The sequence below is a fragment of the Rubrivivax benzoatilyticus JA2 = ATCC BAA-35 genome, from assembly GCF_000190375.1.
GTDB lineage: Bacteria > Pseudomonadota > Gammaproteobacteria > Burkholderiales > Burkholderiaceae_C > Rubrivivax > Rubrivivax benzoatilyticus.
On record NZ_AEWG01000070.1, the window covers coordinates 15,996 to 35,859 of the forward strand.

Sequence of the window (19,864 nt, forward strand, 5' to 3'; positions counted from 1 at the left end):
CGGCGGCCGGTCGGCGCGGAGCCGGGCTGGCGCGTTACGCGACAATCCCGCGCTCGCCGCTACCCTCTCATGCCTTCAACCGATCCGTCTCCTGTGCTCGCCGCGGTGCCCTCCGCACCGCTCGAACGAGGGGAGAACGCGCTGGCCGGCCTGGACGTTGACCTGGACGCGAAGGAGCGCTTCGCGTCCGGCGAAATAGTTCTCACCGATCGCCGGCTGCTGGCCCGCGACGCGGGCACCGACACCTGGCGCGCCTGGCCGCTGACGCCGTCGCTGACGCTGCAGCACGCCGACCACGGCGGCGTCGGCCAGCTCTCGCTGCACGACGCCGACGGCCGCCTGGCCGCCTGGCGCTACACGCTGGGCCGCGACCCGGCGGCGCTGAAGCTGCTCGGCCTGTTCGAGCGCCAGAAACGCCGCCTGGCCAGCGGCGAAGCCGACCCGGACGACGACGCCGAGCCCGAGGAGACCGATTTCGGCGTCGAGTCGGCGGCACCGCCGTCGACCTGGGTGCTGCTGCGGCTGTGGCGCTTCGCCAAGCCCTACCAGTGGCAGCTGCTGCTCGGTTTCGTGCTGACGCTGGCCTCCACCGCCGCGTCGCTGGTGCCGCCGTACCTGACGATCCCGCTGATGGACGAGGTGCTGATCCCGTACCAGAACGGCCAGCAGATCGACACCCACCTGGTCTGGATGCTGCTGGCCGGGCTGCTGGCCTCGGCGCTCGTCGCCTGGGCGCTCGGCTGGATGCGCACCTGGCTGCTGGCGCTGGTCAGCGAACGCATCGGCGCGGACCTGCGCACCGCGACCTTCGAGCACCTGCTGCGGCTGTCGCTGGACTACTTCGGCAGCAAACGCACCGGCGACCTGATGTCGCGCATCGGCAGCGAAAGCGACCGCATCTGCGTCTTCCTGTCGCTGCACGCGCTGGATTTCGCCACCGACGTGCTGATGATCGGCATGACGGCGGCGATCCTGTTCAGCATCAACCCGTCGCTGGCGCTGGCGACGCTGGTGCCGCTGCCGTTCATCGCCTGGATGATCCACCTGGTGCGCGACCGGCTGCGCACCGGCTTCGAGAAGATCGACCGTGTCTGGGGCGAGGTCACCAGCGTGCTCGCCGACACGATTCCCGGCATCCGCGTCGTCAAGGCCTTCGCGCAGGAGCAGCGCGAGGCCGAGCGCTTCCGCCGCGCCAACCGCGCCAACCTCGAAGTCAACGACAAGCTGAACAAGACCTGGAGCCTGTTCACGCCGACGGTGTCGCTGCTGACCGAGATCGGCCTGCTCGTCGTCTGGGCCTTCGGCATCTGGCTGGTCAGCCGCGACGCGATCACCGTCGGCGTGCTGAGCGCCTTCATCGCCTACATCGGCCGCTTCTACGGCCGGCTGGACTCGATGAGCCGCATCGTCTCGGTGACGCAGAAGGCCGCCGCCGGCGCCAAGCGCATCTTCGACATCCTCGACCACGTCAGCAACGTGCCCGAGCCGGCGCAGCCGGTGAAGCTCGAGCGCGTGCAGGGCGGGCTGTCGCTGCAGGGCGTGGGCTTCCGCTACGGCAGCCGCGCGGTGATCCGCGGCCTGGACCTGGACATCCGCCCCGGCGAGATGATCGGCCTCGTCGGCCACAGCGGCTCGGGCAAGAGCACGCTGGTCAACCTGATCTGCCGCTTCTATGACGTCACCGACGGCGCGATCAAGGTCGACGGCGTCGACCTGCGGCGTTTCGGCGTCGCCGACTACCGCCGCCACATCGGCCTGGTGCTGCAGGAGCCCTTCCTGTTCTTCGGCACCGTCGCCGAGAACATCGCCTACGGCAAACCCGACGCGACGCGCGAGGAGATCGTCGCCGCGGCACGCGCCGCGCACGCCCACGAGTTCATCCTGCGCCTGCCGCACGGTTACGACTCGGTGGTCGGCGAGCGCGGCCAGGGGCTGTCGGGCGGCGAGCGCCAGCGCATCTCGATCGCACGCGCGCTGCTGATCGACCCACGTATCCTGATCCTCGACGAAGCAACGTCCTCGGTCGACACCGAGACCGAGAAGGAGATCCAGAAGGCGCTGGACAACCTGGTGCAGGGCCGCACGACGATCGCCATCGCCCACCGCCTGTCGACGCTGCGCCGCGCCGACCGGCTGGTCGTCATGGACCGCGGCCGCATCGTCGAGGTCGGCACGCACGACGAGCTGCTGGCGCGCGAAGGCGCGTACTGGCGGCTGTACGAGGCGCAGCTGCGCCAGGTCGACGAGAGCGACAGCGAACGCCCGCTGCTGCCGCCGCCCGCGCCGGCGGCGCATCCGGCCGGTGCCGCCTGAGGAAACGCGATGAACGCTCCCCTGTCCATCACGCTGCAGCGCGACGCCCACGGCCGGCTGGTGCTGCTCGACACCGAGGGTGTCGAACACGTCGGCGTCGTGCCGGTGCGCGCCTTCCCGCTGTCCGAACCCGGCGGCCCGGTGTCGCTGGTCGGCACCGACGGCCGCGAACGGCTGTGGATCGATCGCCCCGAGACGCTACCCGCTGCGGCGCGCGAACTGCTGGACGCCGAACTGGCGCGGCGCGAGTTCGCGCCGGTCATCCAGCGCCTGCTGGAAGTCTCGACCTTCTCGACGCCCAGCACCTGGACCGTCGACACCGACCGCGGCCGCACGACGCTGGTGCTCAAGGGCGAGGAAGACATCCGCCGCCTGAATGGCAGCGCCTTGCTGATCACCGACAGCCAGGGCATCGGCTACCGCATCGCCGACGCGAAGGCGCTGGATCGGCGGTCGAAGCGGCTGCTCGAGAGATTCTTGTGAGCCCCCAAGCTCGCTAACGCTCGCTACCCCCCGACGGGGGCCATCCGCCGACGGTCCGGCGGAGCCGGACCGTGGCGGGAAGCTTGATCGCGGAGCGCGAGGTGTCTTGCTGGCGCTCGCTGACATCGCTGCGCGGCCTGCAGGGCTGAGCCCGGACGCGATCCGTCCAGTGGATGGATCGCGCCTGGCGAAGAGCCGGGCCACTGGCCCGGCGCGGCCTGCAAGGCCGTCCGCCGTCCTTGACGGGCGGCGCTACCCCGCTCCCCTCGCCTTCTCGTTCTTGTGCTCCGGCTGCACGAACCCGATCGGCCGCTTCGGCGGGTCGGGCGGCGTCATCAATTCGCGCAGGGCATCGAAGACCTGCCTGAGCTGATGGCGCGTGTTGCGGCTGAAGCTGTCGTGGCCGATCGCCAGCGCCTCGGTCTTCTGTTCCAGCTCCGAGAGACGTTTGGCCAAGTCGCCGTGCGTCGCCGCCAGCTCACGCATGCGGACGAAGGCCCGCACGACGTAGACCGACACCTCGATGGCGCGCGGGCTGCTCAGCAGGTTCGCGGCCATGATCGCTCCGTGCTCGGTGAAGGCGTACGGCAGGTATTTGCGGTGCCGGCCTCGGCCGCCAGGTGCCGCGTCTAAGGTCGCAATTTGCGACCTTAGAGCTCCCCACTCATCGGTCGTGAGCTGGAACATGAAGTCGGCCGGGAACTTGGGCAGGTTGCGGCGGACCGCCTCGTTGAAGCGCTTCGTCTCGACCTCGTAGAGCGCCGCCAGGTCAGCGTCCAGCAGGACGCGCCGGCCACGAACCGTGGCGATGCGCAGCGCGATGGCCTCGGTCGCCAGCAGCGGGGTGCTCATGGGCGGGGGCCGCAGGCGTGGCTGTCATGGGCCTTGGCCTTGACCTGGCCGCAGCACGTGAACAGAGGCCGAGGCCGGCGCATGTCGAACAGTTTCACCATGCCATCCTCCTGGGCGGCACTGTCGGCGCGCCCGGGGTCGCCGGCAAGGCGGAAACGATCCCCCGAAGGAGCGGCTCAGATCAGCGCCGCCACCGCCTCGCCGAGCTCGGTGGTGCTGGCGCTGCCGCCCAGGTCGGGCGTGCGCGGGCCTTCGCGCAGCACGGTTTCGATGGCGCGCACGATGGCGTCGTGGGCGGCGCGGCCGGCGCCCTGGCCGCCGGTCAGGAAGTCCAGCATCAGCGCGCCCGACCAGATCATCGCGATCGGGTTGGCGACGTTGCGGCCGTAGATGTCGGGCGCCGAGCCGTGCACCGGCTCGAACAGCGACGGGAAACGGCGCTCGGGGTTCAGGTTGGCCGACGGCGCCAGGCCGATCGTGCCGGCGGTCGCCGGGCCCAGGTCGGACAGGATGTCGCCGAACAGGTTGCTCGCGACGACGACGTCGAAACGCTGCGGCTGCAGCACGAAACGCGCGCTCAGGATGTCGATGTGCTGCTTGTCGACGGCGACCTGCGGGTAGGCCTTCGCCATCTCGTCGGCACGCGAGTCCCACCAGGGCATGCTGATCGCGACGCCGTTGCTCTTGGTCGCCACCGTCAGGTGCCGGCGAGCGCGCGACGCCGCCAGCTCGAAGGCGAACTTCAGCACGCGGTCGGTGCCGTGGCGGCTGAAGACCGACTCCTGGATGACGATCTCGCGCTCGGTGCCGGCGAACATCGTGCCGCCGAGGTTGGTGTACTCGCCCTCGGTGTTCTCGCGCACGATCAGGTAGTCCAGGTCGCCCGGCTTGCGGCCGGCCAGCGGACAGGGCACGCCGTCGAACAGGCGCACCGGGCGCAGGTTGACGTACTGGTCGAACTCGCGGCGGAACTTCAGCAGGCTGCCCCACAGCGAGACGTTGTCCGGCACCGTCGCCGGCCAGCCGACGGCGCCGAAATAGATCGCGTCCATGCCGGCCAGCTGCTGCTTCCAGTCGTCCGGCATCATCGTGCCGTGCTGCCGGTAGTAGTCGCAGCTCGCCCAACCGATCTCGGTGAACTCCAGCGCCAGGCCGAAACGTTCGGCGGCGCGGCGCACGGCGCGCAGGCCCTCGGGGGCGACTTCCTTGCCGATCCCGTCTCCGGGAATCAGCGCGATGCGGTAGGGGCGGCTCATCAGGGGGGCCTCGTCGGTCGGGGCGGCCATGCTAATCGGCGGCCGGCCGGCGTGTGCCGGGGCGGGTTTCAGCCGACGCGCTCGAAACGCGGGCGTACGCGGCCGTCGACGACGACGGTCTCGGCGAACATCTCGAACGGCCGCACCCAGGTGTCGGCGCTGGCGTAGAGCGGCCGGTACAGCACCAGCGGCTGCAGCGTCTCGCTGTGGCGCACGACGCCCAGCACCTCGTATTCGCCGCCCTTGTAGTGGCGCCAGCGGCCGAGGGCGATCGTCGGCAGCGGCGGCAGTGCGTCGTTCATCGGGCGGACTTCCGTGTCTTGGCGGCCTTGGCCGGCGCGGCGGCGGTCTCGCGCAGCGAGGCGTCGACCAGCGCCTCGGCCATCCAGCCGACGGTGGCGTCGACCTCGGCATCGGTGGCGCCCCACAAGTCCTTCAGCACGACCCGCGCCTCGATGCCGTAGAGCACCGACAGCGCGCGGTGCAGCCGCGCCAGCGAGGCCACCGGCAGCTCGGCGGCCAGCGGCTCGATCGCGTGCGCGAGGATGCCGACGCGGTGGCCGCGGCGGTAGGGCTCTTCCTTCAGCCGCCCGGCGCGTTCCAGCGCCCAGTGCTCCAGCGACAGCTGAACTGCGGCACGCATCTGCGGCTCGAACTCGCGAAAGCGCGGGAAGGTCGATGCGAAGAGTTCGGCGACGCGGCGGCGGCCGTCGGGCTCGTCCGAGTCGAAGCTGCGCAGCGGCCCCAGCGAGACGTCGATCACCGCGGTGATCAGCGCGCTGCGGCTGGGGAAGTAGCGGTAGGCCGTCGCGCGCGAGACCTCGGCGCGGCGCGCCACCTCGGGCAGCGTCGGCACCTGGCCTTCACGGATCAGCGCCATCGCCGCGTCGAGCAGCAGGCGCCGCGTCGCGCCGCGGATGCCACCTTCGATCTCCACGGTGGGCGGCGGGGCGGGCAGCGCGGGGCGGGTCGTCTTGGGCATCTCGGGCTCGGGTTGGCGCGGATTGCAACACAGGTCGCGCAGTGAGACACTCGTCTCATATTCAGCCCGACGTCTCCATTCCCGAGGAGCAGCATGGACCCGACCGCCCCCCGCTACGCCGTCGTCGCCGGCACTTTCGACACCAAGGCGCGTGAACTCGTCTTCCTGCGCGACTGCCTGGCCGCGATGGGCGTGGCCACGCGCACCGTGGATCTCTCGACGCAGGGCCGCGGCGCCGGCGTCGACGTCACGGCCGAAGAGGTGGCGGCCTGCCACCCGCAAGGCGCGGCGGCAGTCTTCACCGGCGACCGCGGCAGCGCGGTGATCGCGATGGCGCAGGCGTTCGAGCACTGGGTGCGCGGCCGCGACGACATCGCCGGGCTGCTGTCGGCCGGCGGCTCGGGCGCCACCGCGCTGGCCACGCCGGCGATGCGCGCCTTGCCGGTCGGCGTGCCCAAGCTGATGGTCAGCACCGTCGCCTCGGGCGACGTGCGGCCCTACGTCGGCCCCAGCGACATCTGCATGATGTACTCGGTCACCGACGTGCAGGGGCTCAACCGCATCAGCCAGCGTGTTCTGGCCAACGCCGCGCACGCGATGGGCGGCATGGTGCGCGAGCGCGCCGAGTTCACGTCGACGAAGCCGGCGATCGGGCTGACGATGTTCGGCGTCACGACGCCCTGCGTGCAGGCGATGACCGCGCTGCTGGAGCCCGACTACGACTGCCTGGTGTTCCACGCCACCGGCACCGGCGGCCAGTCGATGGAGAAACTAGCCGACTCGCACCTGCTGGCGAAGAAGTTCAAGGCGATCCAGCGCGCATAAACCTCGGCGCCCACGCGGGCGCCGGCCTCGTGCCATCGTCGCGCCCGGCCGCCCTGCCCCGGGGCGGGGAGGACGCACGATGAGCACCTGGCGCAGGAAACCGGCGAACGAGCCCTTCGCCGCCGACGAGATCGAGGCCCGGCTGAAGGACGAGCTGCCGGTCTGGCAGCACGAGGACGGCTGGATCCGCCGCACGTACAGGACGGCCAGCTGGAAAGGCACGCTGATGGTCGTCAACACCGTCGGCCACCTCGCCGAAGCCGCCTGGCACCACCCCGACCTGACGGTGTCCTACGCCTCGGTCACGGTGAAGCTGCAGACGCACGACGCCCAGGGCATCACCGAGAAGGACTTCGCGCTGGCGAAGAAGATCGACGAGGTGCTGATGTGGCAGCCCGAGCGCGACGCCGACCCGGTGTTCGAAGGCACGCCCGACGACCCGCGTTTCAAGTACCTCGAACACGACTGAAGCCGGCCCGCGGGCCGGGCACGGCACACTCTCGCGCCGCGCGACCACGAGTCGCCGCTGCCGGCGGGCGTCACGACTCGCCGTCGGTCGACGAACACCCGAGCCCGTACCTGCCCCCACGATGAGCCTCCCCTGCGCCCTGCTCGACGACCGCGACGCCACGCCGGCGTCGCCGACGAGCCGGCTCTACACCGGCTTCGTGCACGAGCACCGCTGCACCGACCCGGCGGCGCTGGACACGACCTGGGACGCCGTCGCGGCCGACCAGCGCGCCGGGCTGCACGCGCTGCTGCTGGCCGACTACGAGTGGGGCGCCAAGCTGCAGCGTGCCGGCACGGCGCGGCTGGCGGCCGACGACGGGTCCAGCCTGCGGGTGCTGATGTTCCGCCGCCTGGAGCGCCTGTCGCGCGAGCAGGCCGACGCCTGGCTCGCCGCCCAGCCCGGCGCCGGCGACGCGGCCGGCGTCGGTGCGCTCGAGCCCAGCGTCACGCGCGACGAGTTCCACGCCGCGATCGCACGCATCCACGAGGCCATCGCCGCCGGCGAGACCTACCAGGTCAACTACAGCTTGCGCCTGCACGGCCGCGCCTGGGGCGCGCCGGTGGCGCTGTACCGCGCCTTGCGCGCGCGCCAGCCGGTGGCCTACGGCGCCTACGTCGTGCTGCCGCCGGGCGGGCCGGCGACACATCTGCTGTCGTGTTCGCCCGAGCTCTTCGTGCGCCACGAGGCCGGTGTCGTCACCGCGCGGCCGATGAAGGGCACGGCGCCGCGCACCGGCGCGCCCGAAGGCGACCGCGACACGGCGCGGCGGCTGTCGCTGGACGTCAAGAACCGCGCCGAGAACCTGATGATCGTCGACCTGCTGCGCAACGACCTCGGCCGCGTCGCCGAGATCGGCTCGGTCCAGGTGCCGGCGCTGTTCTCGGTCGAGCCCTACGCGACGGTGTTCCAGATGACCTCGACGGTGCAGGCGCGGCTGCGGACCGACATCGGGCCGGCGGCGCTGCTGCACGCGATCTTCCCCTGCGGCTCGATCACCGGCGCGCCCAAGCTGCACACGATGGACCTGATCGCCGCGCTGGAGAGCACGCCGCGCGGCCTGTACTGCGGCGCCATCGGCTGGGTCGACGCGCCACCGCCCGGGCGTGTGCTCGGTGACCTGTGCTGGTCGGTCGCGATCCGCACGCTGACGCTGGCGGCCCCCGCGGCCGACGGCACGCGCACGCTGACACTGGGGGTCGGCGCCGGCATCGTGCAGGACAGCCGCGCCGCCGACGAACACGACGAGTGCCGGCTGAAGGCCCGTTTCCTCACCGGGCTGGACCCGGGTTTCGAGCTGATCGAGACCGTGCGCGCCGAAGCCGGCGGGCGTTTGCCGCTGCTGGAGCGCCACCTCGCGCGCCTGTCGGCCAGCGCCGCCACGCTGGGGCTTCGCACTCGACGCCGCCGCGGCGCGGCGTGCGCTGCAGGCCGCCGCGGCCGCCGGCCACGGCGCGGCGCAGCGCCTGCGGCTGACGCTGGCGCACGACGGCCGCCTGACGATCGTGCGCGCGCCGCTGGCACCGTTGCCACCCGGCCCGGTGCGGCTGCGCTGGGCCGAGGCGCCGCTGCCCGGCCCGCGCCCGCTGGCCGCGCACAAGACCACCGAGCGTGCGCTCTACGACGCCGGCGTGCGCGCCGCCGAAGCCGCCGGCGCCTTCGACACGCTGTTCTGCAACGCCGACGGCCACGTCGTCGAAGGCGGGCGTTGCACGCTGTTCGCCAAGATCGACGGCCGCTGGTGCACGCCGCCACTGGCCGACGGCGCGCTGGCCGGCGTGCAGCGGGCCGCGCTGCTGGCCGACCCGGCCTGGGACGCCGTCGAGCGGCCGCTGACCCGCGCCGACGTCGAACGCGCCGAAGCCCTCGTCGTCTGCAACGCGCTGCGCGGCGTGCTGCCGGTGGCCGGTTTCGTCGACCCCGCTGCGGCACCGGCCGGCGCGGGCTCGCAGGCCTCGCCCGCGGCCAGCGGCCTGCGCGTGAACTTCGACCGCTGAAATCCCGCCTGATCCGCTCGGCAACCCCCCCTTGCGCTCGCTAGACTTCCGGCCGGCCGGGCAGAATCCCGGCCGCTGATGGCACCCCTCTGCCGGGGAAGATCGACGGCGCGACCAGGCAGTACCGCGCGGAACAGGCAGGCCCATGAACGACTCCCCCGCCGCTGCGCGGGATCTCTTCCACCGCCGGCTCGAACAGAGCCTCATGGCGGCTTTTCTCCTGATGGTGCTGCTGGTCTGCACGGCAGCCATCCTCTACGGGCGCGAGGAGCGGCGGGACCGCATCGACAGCGCCACCGAACAGGCCGCGACCCTGACGCGCGCACTCGAGGAGCATGTCCGCCGCAGCGTCGGCGCCGTCGACGTGATCCTGCAGACGATCGCGACCGACGCGCTGGCGCGGCGTGAGATCGACGGCCTGCCGCGCGAGCTGGCACGCAAGCGGGCGCTGCTGCCGCAGGCGCGCTGGCTGGCGATCTACGGCCCCGAACTCGAGCTGCAGGGCGCCAGCGGCGACGACGACGTGCTGCGTGACGCGGCCGCGCTGCGCGCGACGCTGTCCGCCACGCTGCGGGCCAGCGACGAACGCCTGCACGTCGGCCCGCCGCTGGGCGATGCCGCCGCACCGGTGATCCCGGTGACCCGGCGCATCGTCGGCGGCGACGGCACGGTGCTGGGGGTCGCCGTCGCGATGCTCGACAGCGAACACTTCGAGCGCTTCTACCGCGAGCTGGAGCTGTCGCCGGCGCACAGCCTGGTGCTGACACGCGCCGACGGCCTGCTGCTGCTGCGCTACCCGCAGTACGCGTCGATGCGCCCCGGGCTGGACATGTCCACGCTGTCGCCGGTGTTCAGCGCGCCCAGGCCGCTGGCCGGCCCGGTGACCTTGCAGGCGGCCAGCGCGATCGACGGTGTCGAGCGCCTGCTGACCTATCGCGAGATCGGGCAGCCGGCGCTGCTGGTGGGCATCGGCCAGGACCTGCATCCGCTGCTCGCGCCGTGGCGCCAGCGGGTGCTGACGCTGGCCTTCGGCGTGGCCGGCGTCGTCGCCGCGCTGACGTTGCTGCTGTGGGCGGCGCTGGCGCAGATCCGCCGCAGCGCCGAGGCCGAGCGCCGGCACCGCGAGACGCTGGAGCACAAGGTGCGCGAGCGCACCGCCGAGCTCGAGCACGCCAACGAGGAGCTGCGCGCCTTCACCTACTCGGCCTCGCACGACCTGCGCGGGCCGCTGCACGGCATCCACGGCGTGATGCAGCTGCTGCGCCACAAACACGGCAAGACGCTGCCCGAGGCGGCGCTGGACATCCTCCATCACGCCGAGAACAGCGTCGCGAACATGGTGCGGCTGACCGAGGACCTGCTGACGCTGTCGGGCGTCGGCCGGCGCACGCTCGAGCCGCAGCCCGTCGACCTGAGCGCGATGGCCTGGGAGATCGCCGCCGAGCTCGCCGACGCCGATCCGGAGTACCACGTCGAGCTGCGTGTCGAGCCGGAAATGAGCGTCGTCGGCGACCCGGGGCTGCTGCGCATCGCGCTTCACAACCTGCTGGCCAACGCCTGGAAGTACAGCTCGCGCGCCGAGGAGCCGGTGGTCGAGGTGACGTCCGAGGTCTTCAACGGCGAGCGCATCTTCATCGTGCGCGACAACGGCGCCGGCTTCGACGCCGCGCACGCGCACCGCCTGTTCCAGCCCTTCCAGCGTCTGCACAGCAGCCGCGAGTTCCCGGGCACCGGCGTCGGCCTGGCGACGGTGGCGCGCGTGGTGCGGCGCCACGGCGGGCGGGTCTGGGCCGACGGCGCGCCGGGCGCTGGCGCGGCCTTCCGCTTCACGCTGCCCGAGCCCGAGGACAGCACGCTGGCGCAGCCGGCCTGACGGCCGGCGGGGGCTAGACTGCGTGTCTCCGGGCGGCCTGGCCGCCCCGTACTGGATTGCCCCCGATGCTCACCGTCAACAAGATCATTCCCCAGGGCCGCGGCCTCGCCGGTGCGCTGCTCAAACGCGCCCCGGCCGTCGAGCTGGACTGGGACACGCGGCAGAAGAGCCGCTTCGACGCCACCGACAGCGCCGGGCGTGTGCTCGGTGTCTTCCTGCCGCGCGGCAGCGTGGTGCGCGGCGGCGACGTGCTCGTCGCCGAGGACGGCTCGCTGGTGCGCGTGGGCGCGGCGGCGCAGCCGGTGCTCGTCGTGCGCGCCGCCGCGCCGTTCGAGCTGATGCGCGCCGCCTACCACCTGGGCAACCGCCACGTCGCGCTGGAACTGCGCCACGAGCACCTGAAGCTCGAACCCGACCACGTGCTCGCCGAGATGCTGCGCCGCATGGGGCTGGACGTCGCCGAGGCGCACGAGCCGTTCGAGCCCGAAGGCGGGGCCTATGCCGCGGACGGGCACGGCCATCAACACGCCCACGGCCACACGCACGAAGGCTGCGGCCACGACCACGCGACCGGCGGCTGCGGCCACGATCACGGCCACGAGCACCACCACGCCAAGGCCGCGGCGCCGGCGCACGCGGCGGCCTGCGGGCACGACCACGGTCACGATCATGGCAGCGGCTGCGGCCACGATCACGGGCACGACCACGGCCCGGCACACGCGCCGGCGGCAGGCCACGGGCATGCCCACGGCGGCTGCGGTGGCCACGGCGGTTGCGGCGGGCACGGCGGCTGCGGCGGCGGCCACCACGGCCACCGCTGAGGTGCAGGCCCCGACGCTGCTGCGGCTGATCTGGCTGGCCTCGCCGGCGCTGCCGGTCGGCGGCTTCAGCTACTCCGAAGGCCTGGAGGCGGCCGTCGACGCCGGCCGGCTGCAGGGCGAGGCCGGTGCACGCGACTGGCTGCTGGCGCAGCTGGAGCTGACGCTGGCGCGTGCCGACGGCCCCGCGCTGGTGCAGGCGATGCGCGCCTGGCGCGACGGCGACGCGGCGCGTGTGCGCGAGCTCAACGACTGGGTGCAGGCCAGCCGCGAAAGCGCCGAGTTCCGGCTGCAGGCCGAGCAGATGGGGCGCTCGCTGGTCGAGTGGCTGAAGAACGGCGAACAGGCCGGCGATGCACGCATCGCCACGCTGGCCGCGCTGCCGCCGGCGCCGACCTGGCCGGTCGGCTTCGCGCTCGCCGCGGTGCTGGCCGACGCGCCCGAACGCGAGGCGCTGCTGGCCTTCGGCTTCGGCTGGGCCGAGAACCTGGTGCAGGCGGCGATGAAGGCCGTGCCGCTGGGCCAGGCCGCGGCGCAGCGCATCCTCGCCGCGCTGGCCGCGGCGCTGCCGGCGGCCGCCGACCGTGCGCTGGCCGCCGACGACGCCGGCCGCGTCGCCTTCGCGCCGATGCTGGCGGTGCTGTCGGCGCGGCACGAGGCGCAGTACTCGCGGCTGTTCCGGTCCTGAGCGCGGGCACGGTTGCTGCATGATCTGCGGCATGACCCACACGCTTCATTCCATCCCCGGCCGCACGCGCCGGCTGCCGCCGCTGCGGGTCGGCGTCGGCGGGCCGGTCGGCTCGGGCAAGACGACGCTGCTCGAGATGCTCTGCAAGACGATGCGCGAGCGCTGGGACCTCGTCGTCGTCACCAACGACATCTACACCAAGGAAGACCAGCGCCTGCTGACCGTGGCCGGCGCGCTGGACCCGGAGCGCATCGTCGGCGTCGAGACCGGCGGCTGCCCGCACACCGCGATCCGCGAGGACGCGTCGATCAACCTCGAAGCGGTGGACCGGCTGCTGGAGAAGTTCCCCGACGCCGACATCGTGTTCATCGAGTCCGGCGGCGACAACCTCGCCGCGACCTTCAGCCCCGAGCTGTCGGACCTGACGATCTACGTCATCGACGTCGCGGCCGGCGAGAAGATCCCGCGCAAGGGCGGCCCCGGCATCACCAAGAGCGACCTTTTCGTCATCAACAAGACCGACCTCGCGCCGCACGTCGGCGCCTCGCTGGAGGTGATGGCCGAGGACACGCGCCGCATGCGCGGCACGAAACCCTTCGTGATGACGAACCTGAAGACGCTCGACGGCCTGGCCGAGGTCGTCGAGTTCATCGAGCGCAAGGGGATGCTGAAGGGCTGAGCCGGCGGCGTGCGGACGCACAACGACGAGGTCAGGTCTGGCGCGCACAACGCGCAAAACGGGGTCAGGTCTCGCGAGACCTGACCCCAGGCTGCCCAGGCTGCACACGCAAAAAGGGGTCAGGTCTCGAGAGACCTGACCCCAGGCCGGCTGACCTCAGAGCCCGAACGCCAGCGCCACGCGGTAGGTGACGAAGGCCGCCACGTAGGCCAGCACGAACAGGTAGCCGGCCGTGACCAGCGGCCACTTCCAGCCGCCGGTCTCGCGCTTGATCGTCGCCAGCGTCGACAGGCACTGCGGCGCGAAGACGAACCAGGCCATCAGCGCCAGCGCGGTGGCCATCGACCAGTCCTGCGCCAGCAGCGGCGCCAGCGCGCTGCCGGCTTCGTCGCCGGCGTCGCCGACGGCGTAGACCGTGGCCAGTGCCGCCACCGCGACCTCGCGCGCACCCATCGCCGGCACCAGCGCGATGCTGATCTGCCAGTTGAAGCCGATCGGCGCGAAGACCACGGCCAGCGCCTGGCCGATGCGGCCGGCGAGGCTGTACTCGATGGCCGGCTGCGTCGCGCCTTCGGGCGGCGCCGGGAAGCTCGACAGCGCCCACAGCACGATGGTCAGCACCAGGATCACGCCGCCGACGCGGCGCAGGAAGATCGTCGCGCGCTGCCACAGGCCCAGCGCCACCGAGCGCACCGTCGGCCAGTGGTAGGCCGGCAGCTCCATCATCAGCGTGCGCACCTGGCTCTTGCCACTGCCGAAACGCTTGAGCACCCAGGCGATCGCGAAGGCGCCCGCGATGCCCGCCATGTAGAGCGCGAACAGCACCAGCCCCTGCAACTCCAGCCCGCCGGCCACCTGGCGCGCCGGGATGAAAGCCGCGATGAGCAGCGCGTAGACCGGCAGCCGCGCCGAGCAGGTCATCATCGGCGCCAGCAGGATGGTGACGATGCGGTCGCGCGGGTCGGCGATGGTGCGCGTGGCCATGATGCCGGGGATGGCGCAGGCGAAGCTCGACAGCAGCGGGATGAACGAACGCCCCGACAGCCCGACGCCGCCCATCAGGCGGTCGAGCAGGAAGGCCGCACGCGGCAGGTAGCCCGACTCCTCCAGCAGCAGGATGAAGAAGAACAGGATCAGGATCTGCGGCAGGAAGACGACGACGCCGCCCAGGCCGGCGATCAGGCCGTCGACGACGAAGCTGTGCAGCACGCCTTCGGGGATGAAGCCGCCGACGGCCTCGCCGGCGGCCGCCGTGGCTTCCTCGATCCAGCCCATCGGCGCCTCGGCCCAGGCGAACACCGCCTGGAAGACGAGGAACAGCAGCAAGGCCAGGATCGCCGGGCCGGCCACCGGATGCAGCACGACGCGGTCGATGCGGTCGCTGCCGGTCTCGGGCATCGCCTTGTCGAGGTCCAGGCGCTCGAGGATGCCCTGCACGGTGTGGTGATCGCCGTCGAGATGCAGCGTGTCGTGCGCCTTCTGCGGCGCACGCCACAGGCTCTTGTCCTCGAGCAGCGCGCGCAGCGCGCGATCGCCGTCGGCCTTGATGCCGACCGTCGGCACGACCGGCACGCCGAGTTCGCGCGACAGCGCCTCGGCGTCGACCGTGATGCCGCGGCGCGCGGCCATGTCGGCCATGTTCAGCGCGACGATGCACGGCAGGCCCAGGCGCTGCACCGCGAGCACCAGGCGCAGGTTGCGGCGCAGGTTGGTCGCGTCGACGACGCAGACGACGACGTCCGGACGGCGTTCGCCCTTGGCGCGGCCGTAGAGCACGTCGACCGTCACGCGTTCGTCGGGCGAACGCGGGTGCAGGCTGTAGGCGCCGGGCAGGTCGAGCACACGCAGCGTCTTGCCGGCGGCGGTGCGCAGCAGGCCTTCCTTGCGCTCGACGGTGACGCCGGCGTAGTTGGCCACCTTCTGGCGGCTGCCGGTCAGCAGGTTGAACAGCGCCGTCTTGCCGCAGTTCGGGTTGCCCACGAGGGCGACCAGCTGGCCGCCGGGATGGAAGTGGACGACGGTCTCGTGGCAGCCGCTCATAGCGGCTCCACGCGCACGCAGGTGGCCTCGGCGCGGCGCAGCGCGAAGGTCGACTGGCCGACGCGCACGACCAGCGGGTCGCCGCCCCAGACGCTGCGCGTGGTCACGGTGACACGTTCACCGGGCAGGAAGCCGATCTCGGCGAGCCAGCGCGCCCAGTCGGGCGCCAGCGCCGGCGGCGTCACCGACAGCACGCGGCACGGCAGGCCGGTGGCCGCGGCGTCCAGCGACTGGGCCGCAGGCGACGCGCCGGGACCGTTCGCCGGCGCCGGCGAACTCGCCACCGGCATCAGCGCCGGCGAGGGGGTGCGGAAGAAGTTGCCAAAGCCCATGATCGGCATCAAATGCGAATATTTCTCATTATGAGCCCAGGCAAAAACCCTGACACAAGCAAAACCGTCTGCCGGCCTGACTGTTGTCAAGGCCAGCCGCTGCCAGCAGCGGCCAGCGTGAACTCTCGACGGCGCCGCGGGCCGTGCGACACTTCCGCGTGCCCTGCCCCCGAGCGTCCATGCTGATCAACTGCGTCGCCTACCGCCAAGGCGTCAAGCTCGCCGACATCGCGGTCGAGGCGATCAGCGAGCACCTCGCCGAACCCGGCACCCTGGTCTGGGTGGCGCTGCGCGACGCCAGCGACGACGAACTGGCCGCGATGCAGCGCGAGTTCGGCCTGCACGAGCTGGCCGTCGAGGACGCGCGCCACGGCCACCAGCGGCCGAAGATCGAGGAATACGGGGACATGCTGTTCACCGTCGTGCACCTCGTCGAGTACGGCCCCACCGACGAGCTGCAGGTCGGCGAGCTGGCGATCTTCGCCGGGCCGAACTACGTGGTCTCGGTGCGCAACCGCGGCACCCAGGGCTTCGTCGGCGTGCGCGCACGCTGCGAGCAGGCGCCGGCGCTGCTGGCACAAGGGCCGGGCTTCGTCTTCTACGCGCTGCTGGACGCGGCGGTCGACCGCTACTTCCCGCTGGTCGAGGAGCTGGAGAACCTCGTCGACGGCATCGAGACGCAGATCTTCGAGCCCGGCGCGGCGCGCCGCAGCATCGAGCAGCTCTACGACGTCAAGCGCCGACTGGCAGTGCTGCGCCACGCGGTGCTGCCGTTGATCGACCCGGTGCTGCGCCTGCACGGCGGCCGCACGCCGGCGGCCTGCGTCGGCACGCAGGAGTACTTCCGCGACGTCTCGGACCACCTCATGCGCATCAACGGCACGCTCGACGCGCTGCGCGAGACGGTGGCCACCGCCATCCAGGTCAACCTGTCGATGGTGACGATCGAGGAGAGCGAGACCACCAAGCGCCTGGCGGCCTGGGCCGGCATCTTCGCCGTGGCCACCGCCTTCGTCGGTGTCTGGGGCATGAACTTCAGGTACATGCCCGAGCTCGACTGGCGCTGGGGTTATCCGGCGGCACTCGCCGTCATCGGCAGCGTCTGTGCCCTGATGTACCGGCGCTTCAAGAAACTGGGATGGTTATGAACCAGGACAAGACCGACACCTGCCCGCGCTGTGGTGCGTCCTTCCACTGCGGCATCGCCGGCCCCGGGCCCTGCGCCTGCACCGAGGTCAAGCTCGACACCCGGCCGCTGCGCACGATGATGTCGCTGTACCCGAGCTGCCTGTGCCCGGACTGCCTGCGCGCCATCGCCGCCGGCGCGCCGGTGCAGGCGCCGGCGCGGACCTGAGTCCGCGCCGCGTTCAGTGCGCGCCCCCGGCGTCGGCCGGGGTGGCGCCCGCGGCCGTGCGCCGCGGCGAGGTCATCCAGATCAGCGCGACCAGCGCCACGAACAGCAGCCCCGACAGGTAGAACACGTCGGTCACGGCCATCGTGTAGGCCTGCTGGTCGATGAGCCGGTTCAGCGTCGCGCCGGCCTGCTCGGCGCTCTGGCCGGCGGCGGCCAGCTGCGTCAGCACCTGCTGTGTCGTCGCGTCGCGCGCGCCGCTGCTGATCGCCTCGACGAGGTGGGCATGGTGCATCGAGGCGCGGTGGTCCCACAGCGTCGTGAACAGCGAGGTGCCGACCGCGCCCGCGGTGATGCGCACGAAGTTCGACAGCCCCGACGCCGCCGGCATCTGCTCGGGCTTCAGGCCGCTGAAGATGATGGCCTGCAGCGGCACGAAGAAGAAGGCCATCGCCGCGCCCTGCAGCACGATCGGCAGCAGGATCACGCCCGGCGTGACCTCGGTGCTGAACCACGAGCGCATCCACAGCACCAGGCCGAAGCCGAGGAAGGCGACGGTGGCCAGCTTGCGCGGGTCCATGCGGCCGACGTTCTTGCCGACCCACGGCGACAGCGCGATCGCCAGGATGCCGACCGGCGCCGTCACGATGCCGGCCCAGGTCGCCGTGTAGCCCATCCACTGCTGCAGCCACAGCGGCAGCAGCACGACGTTGCCGAAGAACACGCCGTAGGCCACCGACAGCGCCGTCGTGCCGAACAGGAAGTTGCGCCGGCCGAACAGCCGCAGGTCGACGATCGGGTGCCGGTCGGTGAGCTCCCAGGCCAGGAAGAACAGGAAACCGACCACCGCCACGACCGCCAGCACGACGATCTCCGTCGACGCGAACCAGTCCAGCTCCTTGCCCTTGTCGACCATGATCTGCATCGCGCCGACCCACAGCACCAGCAGCCCCAGGCCGATGGCGTCGACCGGCACCTTGCGCGGCCCGGGGTCGCGCGTGCGGTAGATCGACCAGGTCAGCGCCGCGGCGAACAGCCCCACCGGCACGTTGATGTAGAAGATCCAGGGCCAGGACAGGTTGTCGGTGAGCCAGCCGCCGAGCAGCGGCCCGACGACCGGCGCGACCATCGTCGTCATCGCCCACAAGGCCATCGCCATGCCGGCCTTGGCGGGCGGGTAGCTGGCCAGCAGCAGGGTCTGCGACAGCGGGATCATCGGCCCCGACACCAGCCCCTGGAAGACGCGGAAGGCGATCAGCGACTCGATGTTCGGCGCCAGGCCGCAGAGCCAGGACGCGATGACGAACAGCAGCACGCTGGCGGTGAACAGCCGCACCTGGCCGAAACGCTGCGTCAGCCAGCCGGTCAGCGGCACGGCGATCGCGTTGGCGACGCCGAACGAGGTGATGACCCAGGTGCCCTGCTGCGGGCTGACGCCCAGGTCACCCGAGATCGCCGGGATCGAGACGTTGGCGATCGAGGTGTCGAGCACCGTCATGAAGGTCGCCAGCGACAGCGCCAGCGTGCCGGCGATGCGTGCGCCGCCCTGCAGCGGCGGAAAGGCCGGCGCCCGCGGCGGTGCGGCCGGCCGCGGCGCCTGGCCTTCGTCCGGCGCGGAAGCGGTGGTGGCGCTCATCTCAGCCCTTGGCCGGGCGACCCAGGTTGCGCGCGATGATCTCGTGCACGCGGCGCTCGGCGGCCTCGCCGGCGGCGTCGAAGACCGCGGTGCGGTTGGTCGGGCGCTTCACCGCGGCGAGCACCGGCTCGCCGTTCGTGTCGGCGGTGTCGACGCTGGCCTCCATCGACAGGCCGACACGCAGCGGGTGCTCCGACAACTGCCGGGCGTCGAGCTCGATGCGCACCGGCACACGCTGCACGACCTTGATCCAGTTGCCGGTCGCGTTCTGCGCCGGCAGCAGCGCGAAGGCGGCCCCGGTGCCGGCACCGACGCCGGCGACACGGCCCTCGTACTCGACGCGGCTGCCGTAGAGGTCGGCGCTCAGCTTCACCGGCTGGCCGATGCGCATGTCGCGCAGCTGGCCTTCCTTGAAGTTGGCCTCGACCCAGACCTGCTCCAGCGGCACCACCGACATCAGCGCCGTGCCCGGCGCGACCCGCTGGCCGACCTGCACCGAGCGCCGGGCCACCTGGCCGGTGATCGGCGCCGGCAGCTCGGTGCGCTGCAGCGCCAGCCAAGCCTCGCGCACCGCGGCGGCGGCACGTTCGACGTTCGGGTGCTGCTCGGGCGTCGTGCCCTCGGTCAGCGCGCGGTTCGCGGTGGCCTGCTCCTGCGCCGCAGCCAGCGCCGAGCGGGCGGCGGCCAGCGCACTGTTGGCCGAGGCCAGCGTGGTTTCGGCGTGTTTGATCTCCTCGCCACCGACGGCGCCGCTGGCCAGCAGCGGGCGGCGGCGCTCGAGGTCGTCGGCGGCACGCCGGGCCTCGGCCTCGGCACGCGCGACCTCGGCCTCGCGCAGGCGCACGTTGGCGGCGTAGGTGGCGTCGTTGGCGTAGACCGTGCGCACCTCGCGCACGGTCTGCGCGAGCTGGGCCTCGGCACGCGCCAGCGCCAGGCGGGCATCGGCGGGATCGAGCTGGACCAGCGGCTGGCCGGCCTTGACGAGGTCGGTGTCGTCGGCGAGCACGGCGAGCACGGTGCCGGCGACCTGCGGCGTGATCTGCACCACCTGGCCCTGGACGTAGGCGTTGTCGGTGCTCTCGTGGTGGCGCTGCGTCAGCAGCCACCAGCCGCCGTACAGGATGGCGGCGGCCAGCGTGATGCCGGTGGCGGCCAGCAGGGCAGGCTTGCGCTTGGCCCCCGGATCGGCGGCGGCGGGAGTGGAAGTCGGTTCGCTCATGATGAGGTCGGA

17 protein-coding genes and 2 pseudogenes are annotated in these 19,864 nt (G+C 72.2%); 11 read left to right on the plus strand and 8 right to left on the minus strand.

The genetic code is table 11. The features are described from left to right. Positions 1 to 69: 69 nt before the first annotated feature. Positions 70 to 2,313 (plus strand): cyanophycin metabolism-associated ABC transporter, encoded by a 2,244-nt coding sequence (locus RBXJA2T_RS07770; protein ID WP_206026588.1) that lies wholly within the window; start codon positions 70 to 72, stop codon positions 2,311 to 2,313. A 9-nt stretch (positions 2,314 to 2,322) separates the two neighbouring features. Next, complete coding sequence (locus RBXJA2T_RS07775) at positions 2,323 to 2,796, plus strand: cyanophycin metabolism-associated DUF1854 family protein (protein WP_009856790.1); 474 nt, start codon at positions 2,323 to 2,325, stop codon at positions 2,794 to 2,796. 252 nt (positions 2,797 to 3,048) lie between these two features. Here RBXJA2T_RS07775 and RBXJA2T_RS07780 read toward each other — a convergent pair whose 3' ends face one another. The 4 genes from RBXJA2T_RS07780 to RBXJA2T_RS07795 all read right to left on the minus strand — a co-directional run bounded on the left by RBXJA2T_RS07780 (position 3,049) and on the right by RBXJA2T_RS07795 (position 5,886). Further along, positions 3,049 to 3,648 (minus strand): ORF6N domain-containing protein, encoded by a 600-nt coding sequence (locus RBXJA2T_RS07780; RefSeq protein WP_009856791.1) that lies wholly within the window; start codon positions 3,646 to 3,648, stop codon positions 3,049 to 3,051. Positions 3,649 to 3,824: 176 nt separating this feature from the next. Next, complete coding sequence (locus tag RBXJA2T_RS07785; RefSeq protein WP_009856792.1) at positions 3,825 to 4,904, minus strand: tartrate dehydrogenase; 1,080 nt, start codon at positions 4,902 to 4,904, stop codon at positions 3,825 to 3,827. 68 nt (positions 4,905 to 4,972) lie between these two features. Continuing rightward, the gene (locus RBXJA2T_RS07790) at positions 4,973 to 5,206 is read right to left on the minus strand and encodes a DUF1653 domain-containing protein (protein WP_009856793.1); all 234 of its coding nucleotides are present in this window, start codon (positions 5,204 to 5,206) and stop codon (positions 4,973 to 4,975) included. Next, positions 5,203 to 5,886 (minus strand): TetR/AcrR family transcriptional regulator, encoded by a 684-nt coding sequence (locus RBXJA2T_RS07795; RefSeq protein ID WP_009856794.1) that lies wholly within the window; start codon positions 5,884 to 5,886, stop codon positions 5,203 to 5,205. The genes RBXJA2T_RS07790 and RBXJA2T_RS07795 overlap by 4 nt, the downstream gene beginning before the upstream one ends. 93 nt (positions 5,887 to 5,979) lie before the next feature. Between RBXJA2T_RS07795 and RBXJA2T_RS07800 the strand changes: the two are divergent. The 7 genes and pseudogenes from RBXJA2T_RS07800 to ureG form a co-directional block, all read left to right on the plus strand. After that, a pseudogene (locus tag RBXJA2T_RS07800) lies at positions 5,980 to 6,678 on the plus strand (Tm-1-like ATP-binding domain-containing protein); the annotation flags it as partial. Between the two features lie 112 nt (positions 6,679 to 6,790). Next, the gene (locus RBXJA2T_RS07805; protein ID WP_009856796.1) at positions 6,791 to 7,180 is read left to right on the plus strand and encodes a 4a-hydroxytetrahydrobiopterin dehydratase; all 390 of its coding nucleotides are present in this window, start codon (positions 6,791 to 6,793) and stop codon (positions 7,178 to 7,180) included. Positions 7,181 to 7,301: 121 nt separating this feature from the next. Then, positions 7,302 to 9,216 (plus strand): annotated as a pseudogene (gene pabB, locus RBXJA2T_RS07810) (aminodeoxychorismate synthase component I). Between the two features lie 145 nt (positions 9,217 to 9,361). Next, positions 9,362 to 11,089 (plus strand): sensor histidine kinase, encoded by a 1,728-nt coding sequence (locus RBXJA2T_RS07815; RefSeq protein WP_029718505.1) that lies wholly within the window; start codon positions 9,362 to 9,364, stop codon positions 11,087 to 11,089. A 65-nt stretch (positions 11,090 to 11,154) separates the two neighbouring features. Further along, positions 11,155 to 11,910, plus strand: coding sequence for an urease accessory protein UreE (gene ureE / locus RBXJA2T_RS07820; protein WP_009856798.1), 756 nt, complete (start codon positions 11,155 to 11,157; stop codon positions 11,908 to 11,910). Further along, positions 11,831 to 12,595 carry an urease accessory protein UreF gene (locus RBXJA2T_RS07825; RefSeq protein WP_009856799.1) on the plus strand — a complete coding sequence of 255 codons (765 nt, stop codon included), beginning with the start codon at positions 11,831 to 11,833 and terminating at the stop codon, positions 12,593 to 12,595. The genes ureE and RBXJA2T_RS07825 overlap by 80 nt, the downstream gene beginning before the upstream one ends. A gap of 31 nt (positions 12,596 to 12,626) precedes the next feature. Beyond that, the gene (ureG, locus tag RBXJA2T_RS07830; RefSeq protein ID WP_009856800.1) at positions 12,627 to 13,274 is read left to right on the plus strand and encodes an urease accessory protein UreG; all 648 of its coding nucleotides are present in this window, start codon (positions 12,627 to 12,629) and stop codon (positions 13,272 to 13,274) included. 156 nt (positions 13,275 to 13,430) lie between these two features. On the opposite strand, the gene feoB is transcribed toward ureG, so the two are convergent. Both feoB and RBXJA2T_RS07840 read right to left on the minus strand, forming a co-directional pair. After that, complete coding sequence (gene feoB / locus RBXJA2T_RS07835) at positions 13,431 to 15,314, minus strand: ferrous iron transporter B (protein WP_009856801.1); 1,884 nt, start codon at positions 15,312 to 15,314, stop codon at positions 13,431 to 13,433. Further along, positions 15,311 to 15,646 carry a FeoA family protein gene (locus tag RBXJA2T_RS07840; RefSeq protein ID WP_037290074.1) on the minus strand — a complete coding sequence of 112 codons (336 nt, stop codon included), beginning with the start codon at positions 15,644 to 15,646 and terminating at the stop codon, positions 15,311 to 15,313. Before RBXJA2T_RS07840 ends, feoB begins: the two co-directional genes overlap by 4 nt. A 179-nt stretch (positions 15,647 to 15,825) precedes the next feature. Between RBXJA2T_RS07840 and RBXJA2T_RS07845 the strand changes: the two genes are divergently transcribed. Both RBXJA2T_RS07845 and RBXJA2T_RS07850 read left to right on the plus strand, forming a co-directional pair. Continuing rightward, a complete protein-coding gene (locus RBXJA2T_RS07845; RefSeq protein ID WP_009856803.1) occupies positions 15,826 to 16,794 on the plus strand; it encodes a magnesium and cobalt transport protein CorA in 969 nt (322 codons plus the stop codon). Continuing rightward, entirely contained in the window at positions 16,791 to 17,000 is a 210-nt protein-coding gene (locus RBXJA2T_RS07850) for a cysteine-rich CWC family protein (protein ID WP_009856804.1), read from the plus strand. Before RBXJA2T_RS07845 ends, RBXJA2T_RS07850 begins: the two co-directional genes overlap by 4 nt. A 13-nt stretch (positions 17,001 to 17,013) precedes the next feature. On the opposite strand, the gene RBXJA2T_RS07855 is transcribed toward RBXJA2T_RS07850, so the two are convergent. Further along, entirely contained in the window at positions 17,014 to 18,633 is a 1,620-nt protein-coding gene (locus RBXJA2T_RS07855) for a DHA2 family efflux MFS transporter permease subunit (RefSeq protein ID WP_009856805.1), read from the minus strand. 1 nt (position 18,634) lies between these two features. Then, a complete protein-coding gene (locus RBXJA2T_RS07860) occupies positions 18,635 to 19,852 on the minus strand; it encodes an HlyD family secretion protein (RefSeq protein ID WP_009856806.1) in 1,218 nt (405 codons plus the stop codon). Positions 19,853 to 19,864: the final 12 nt, after the last annotated feature.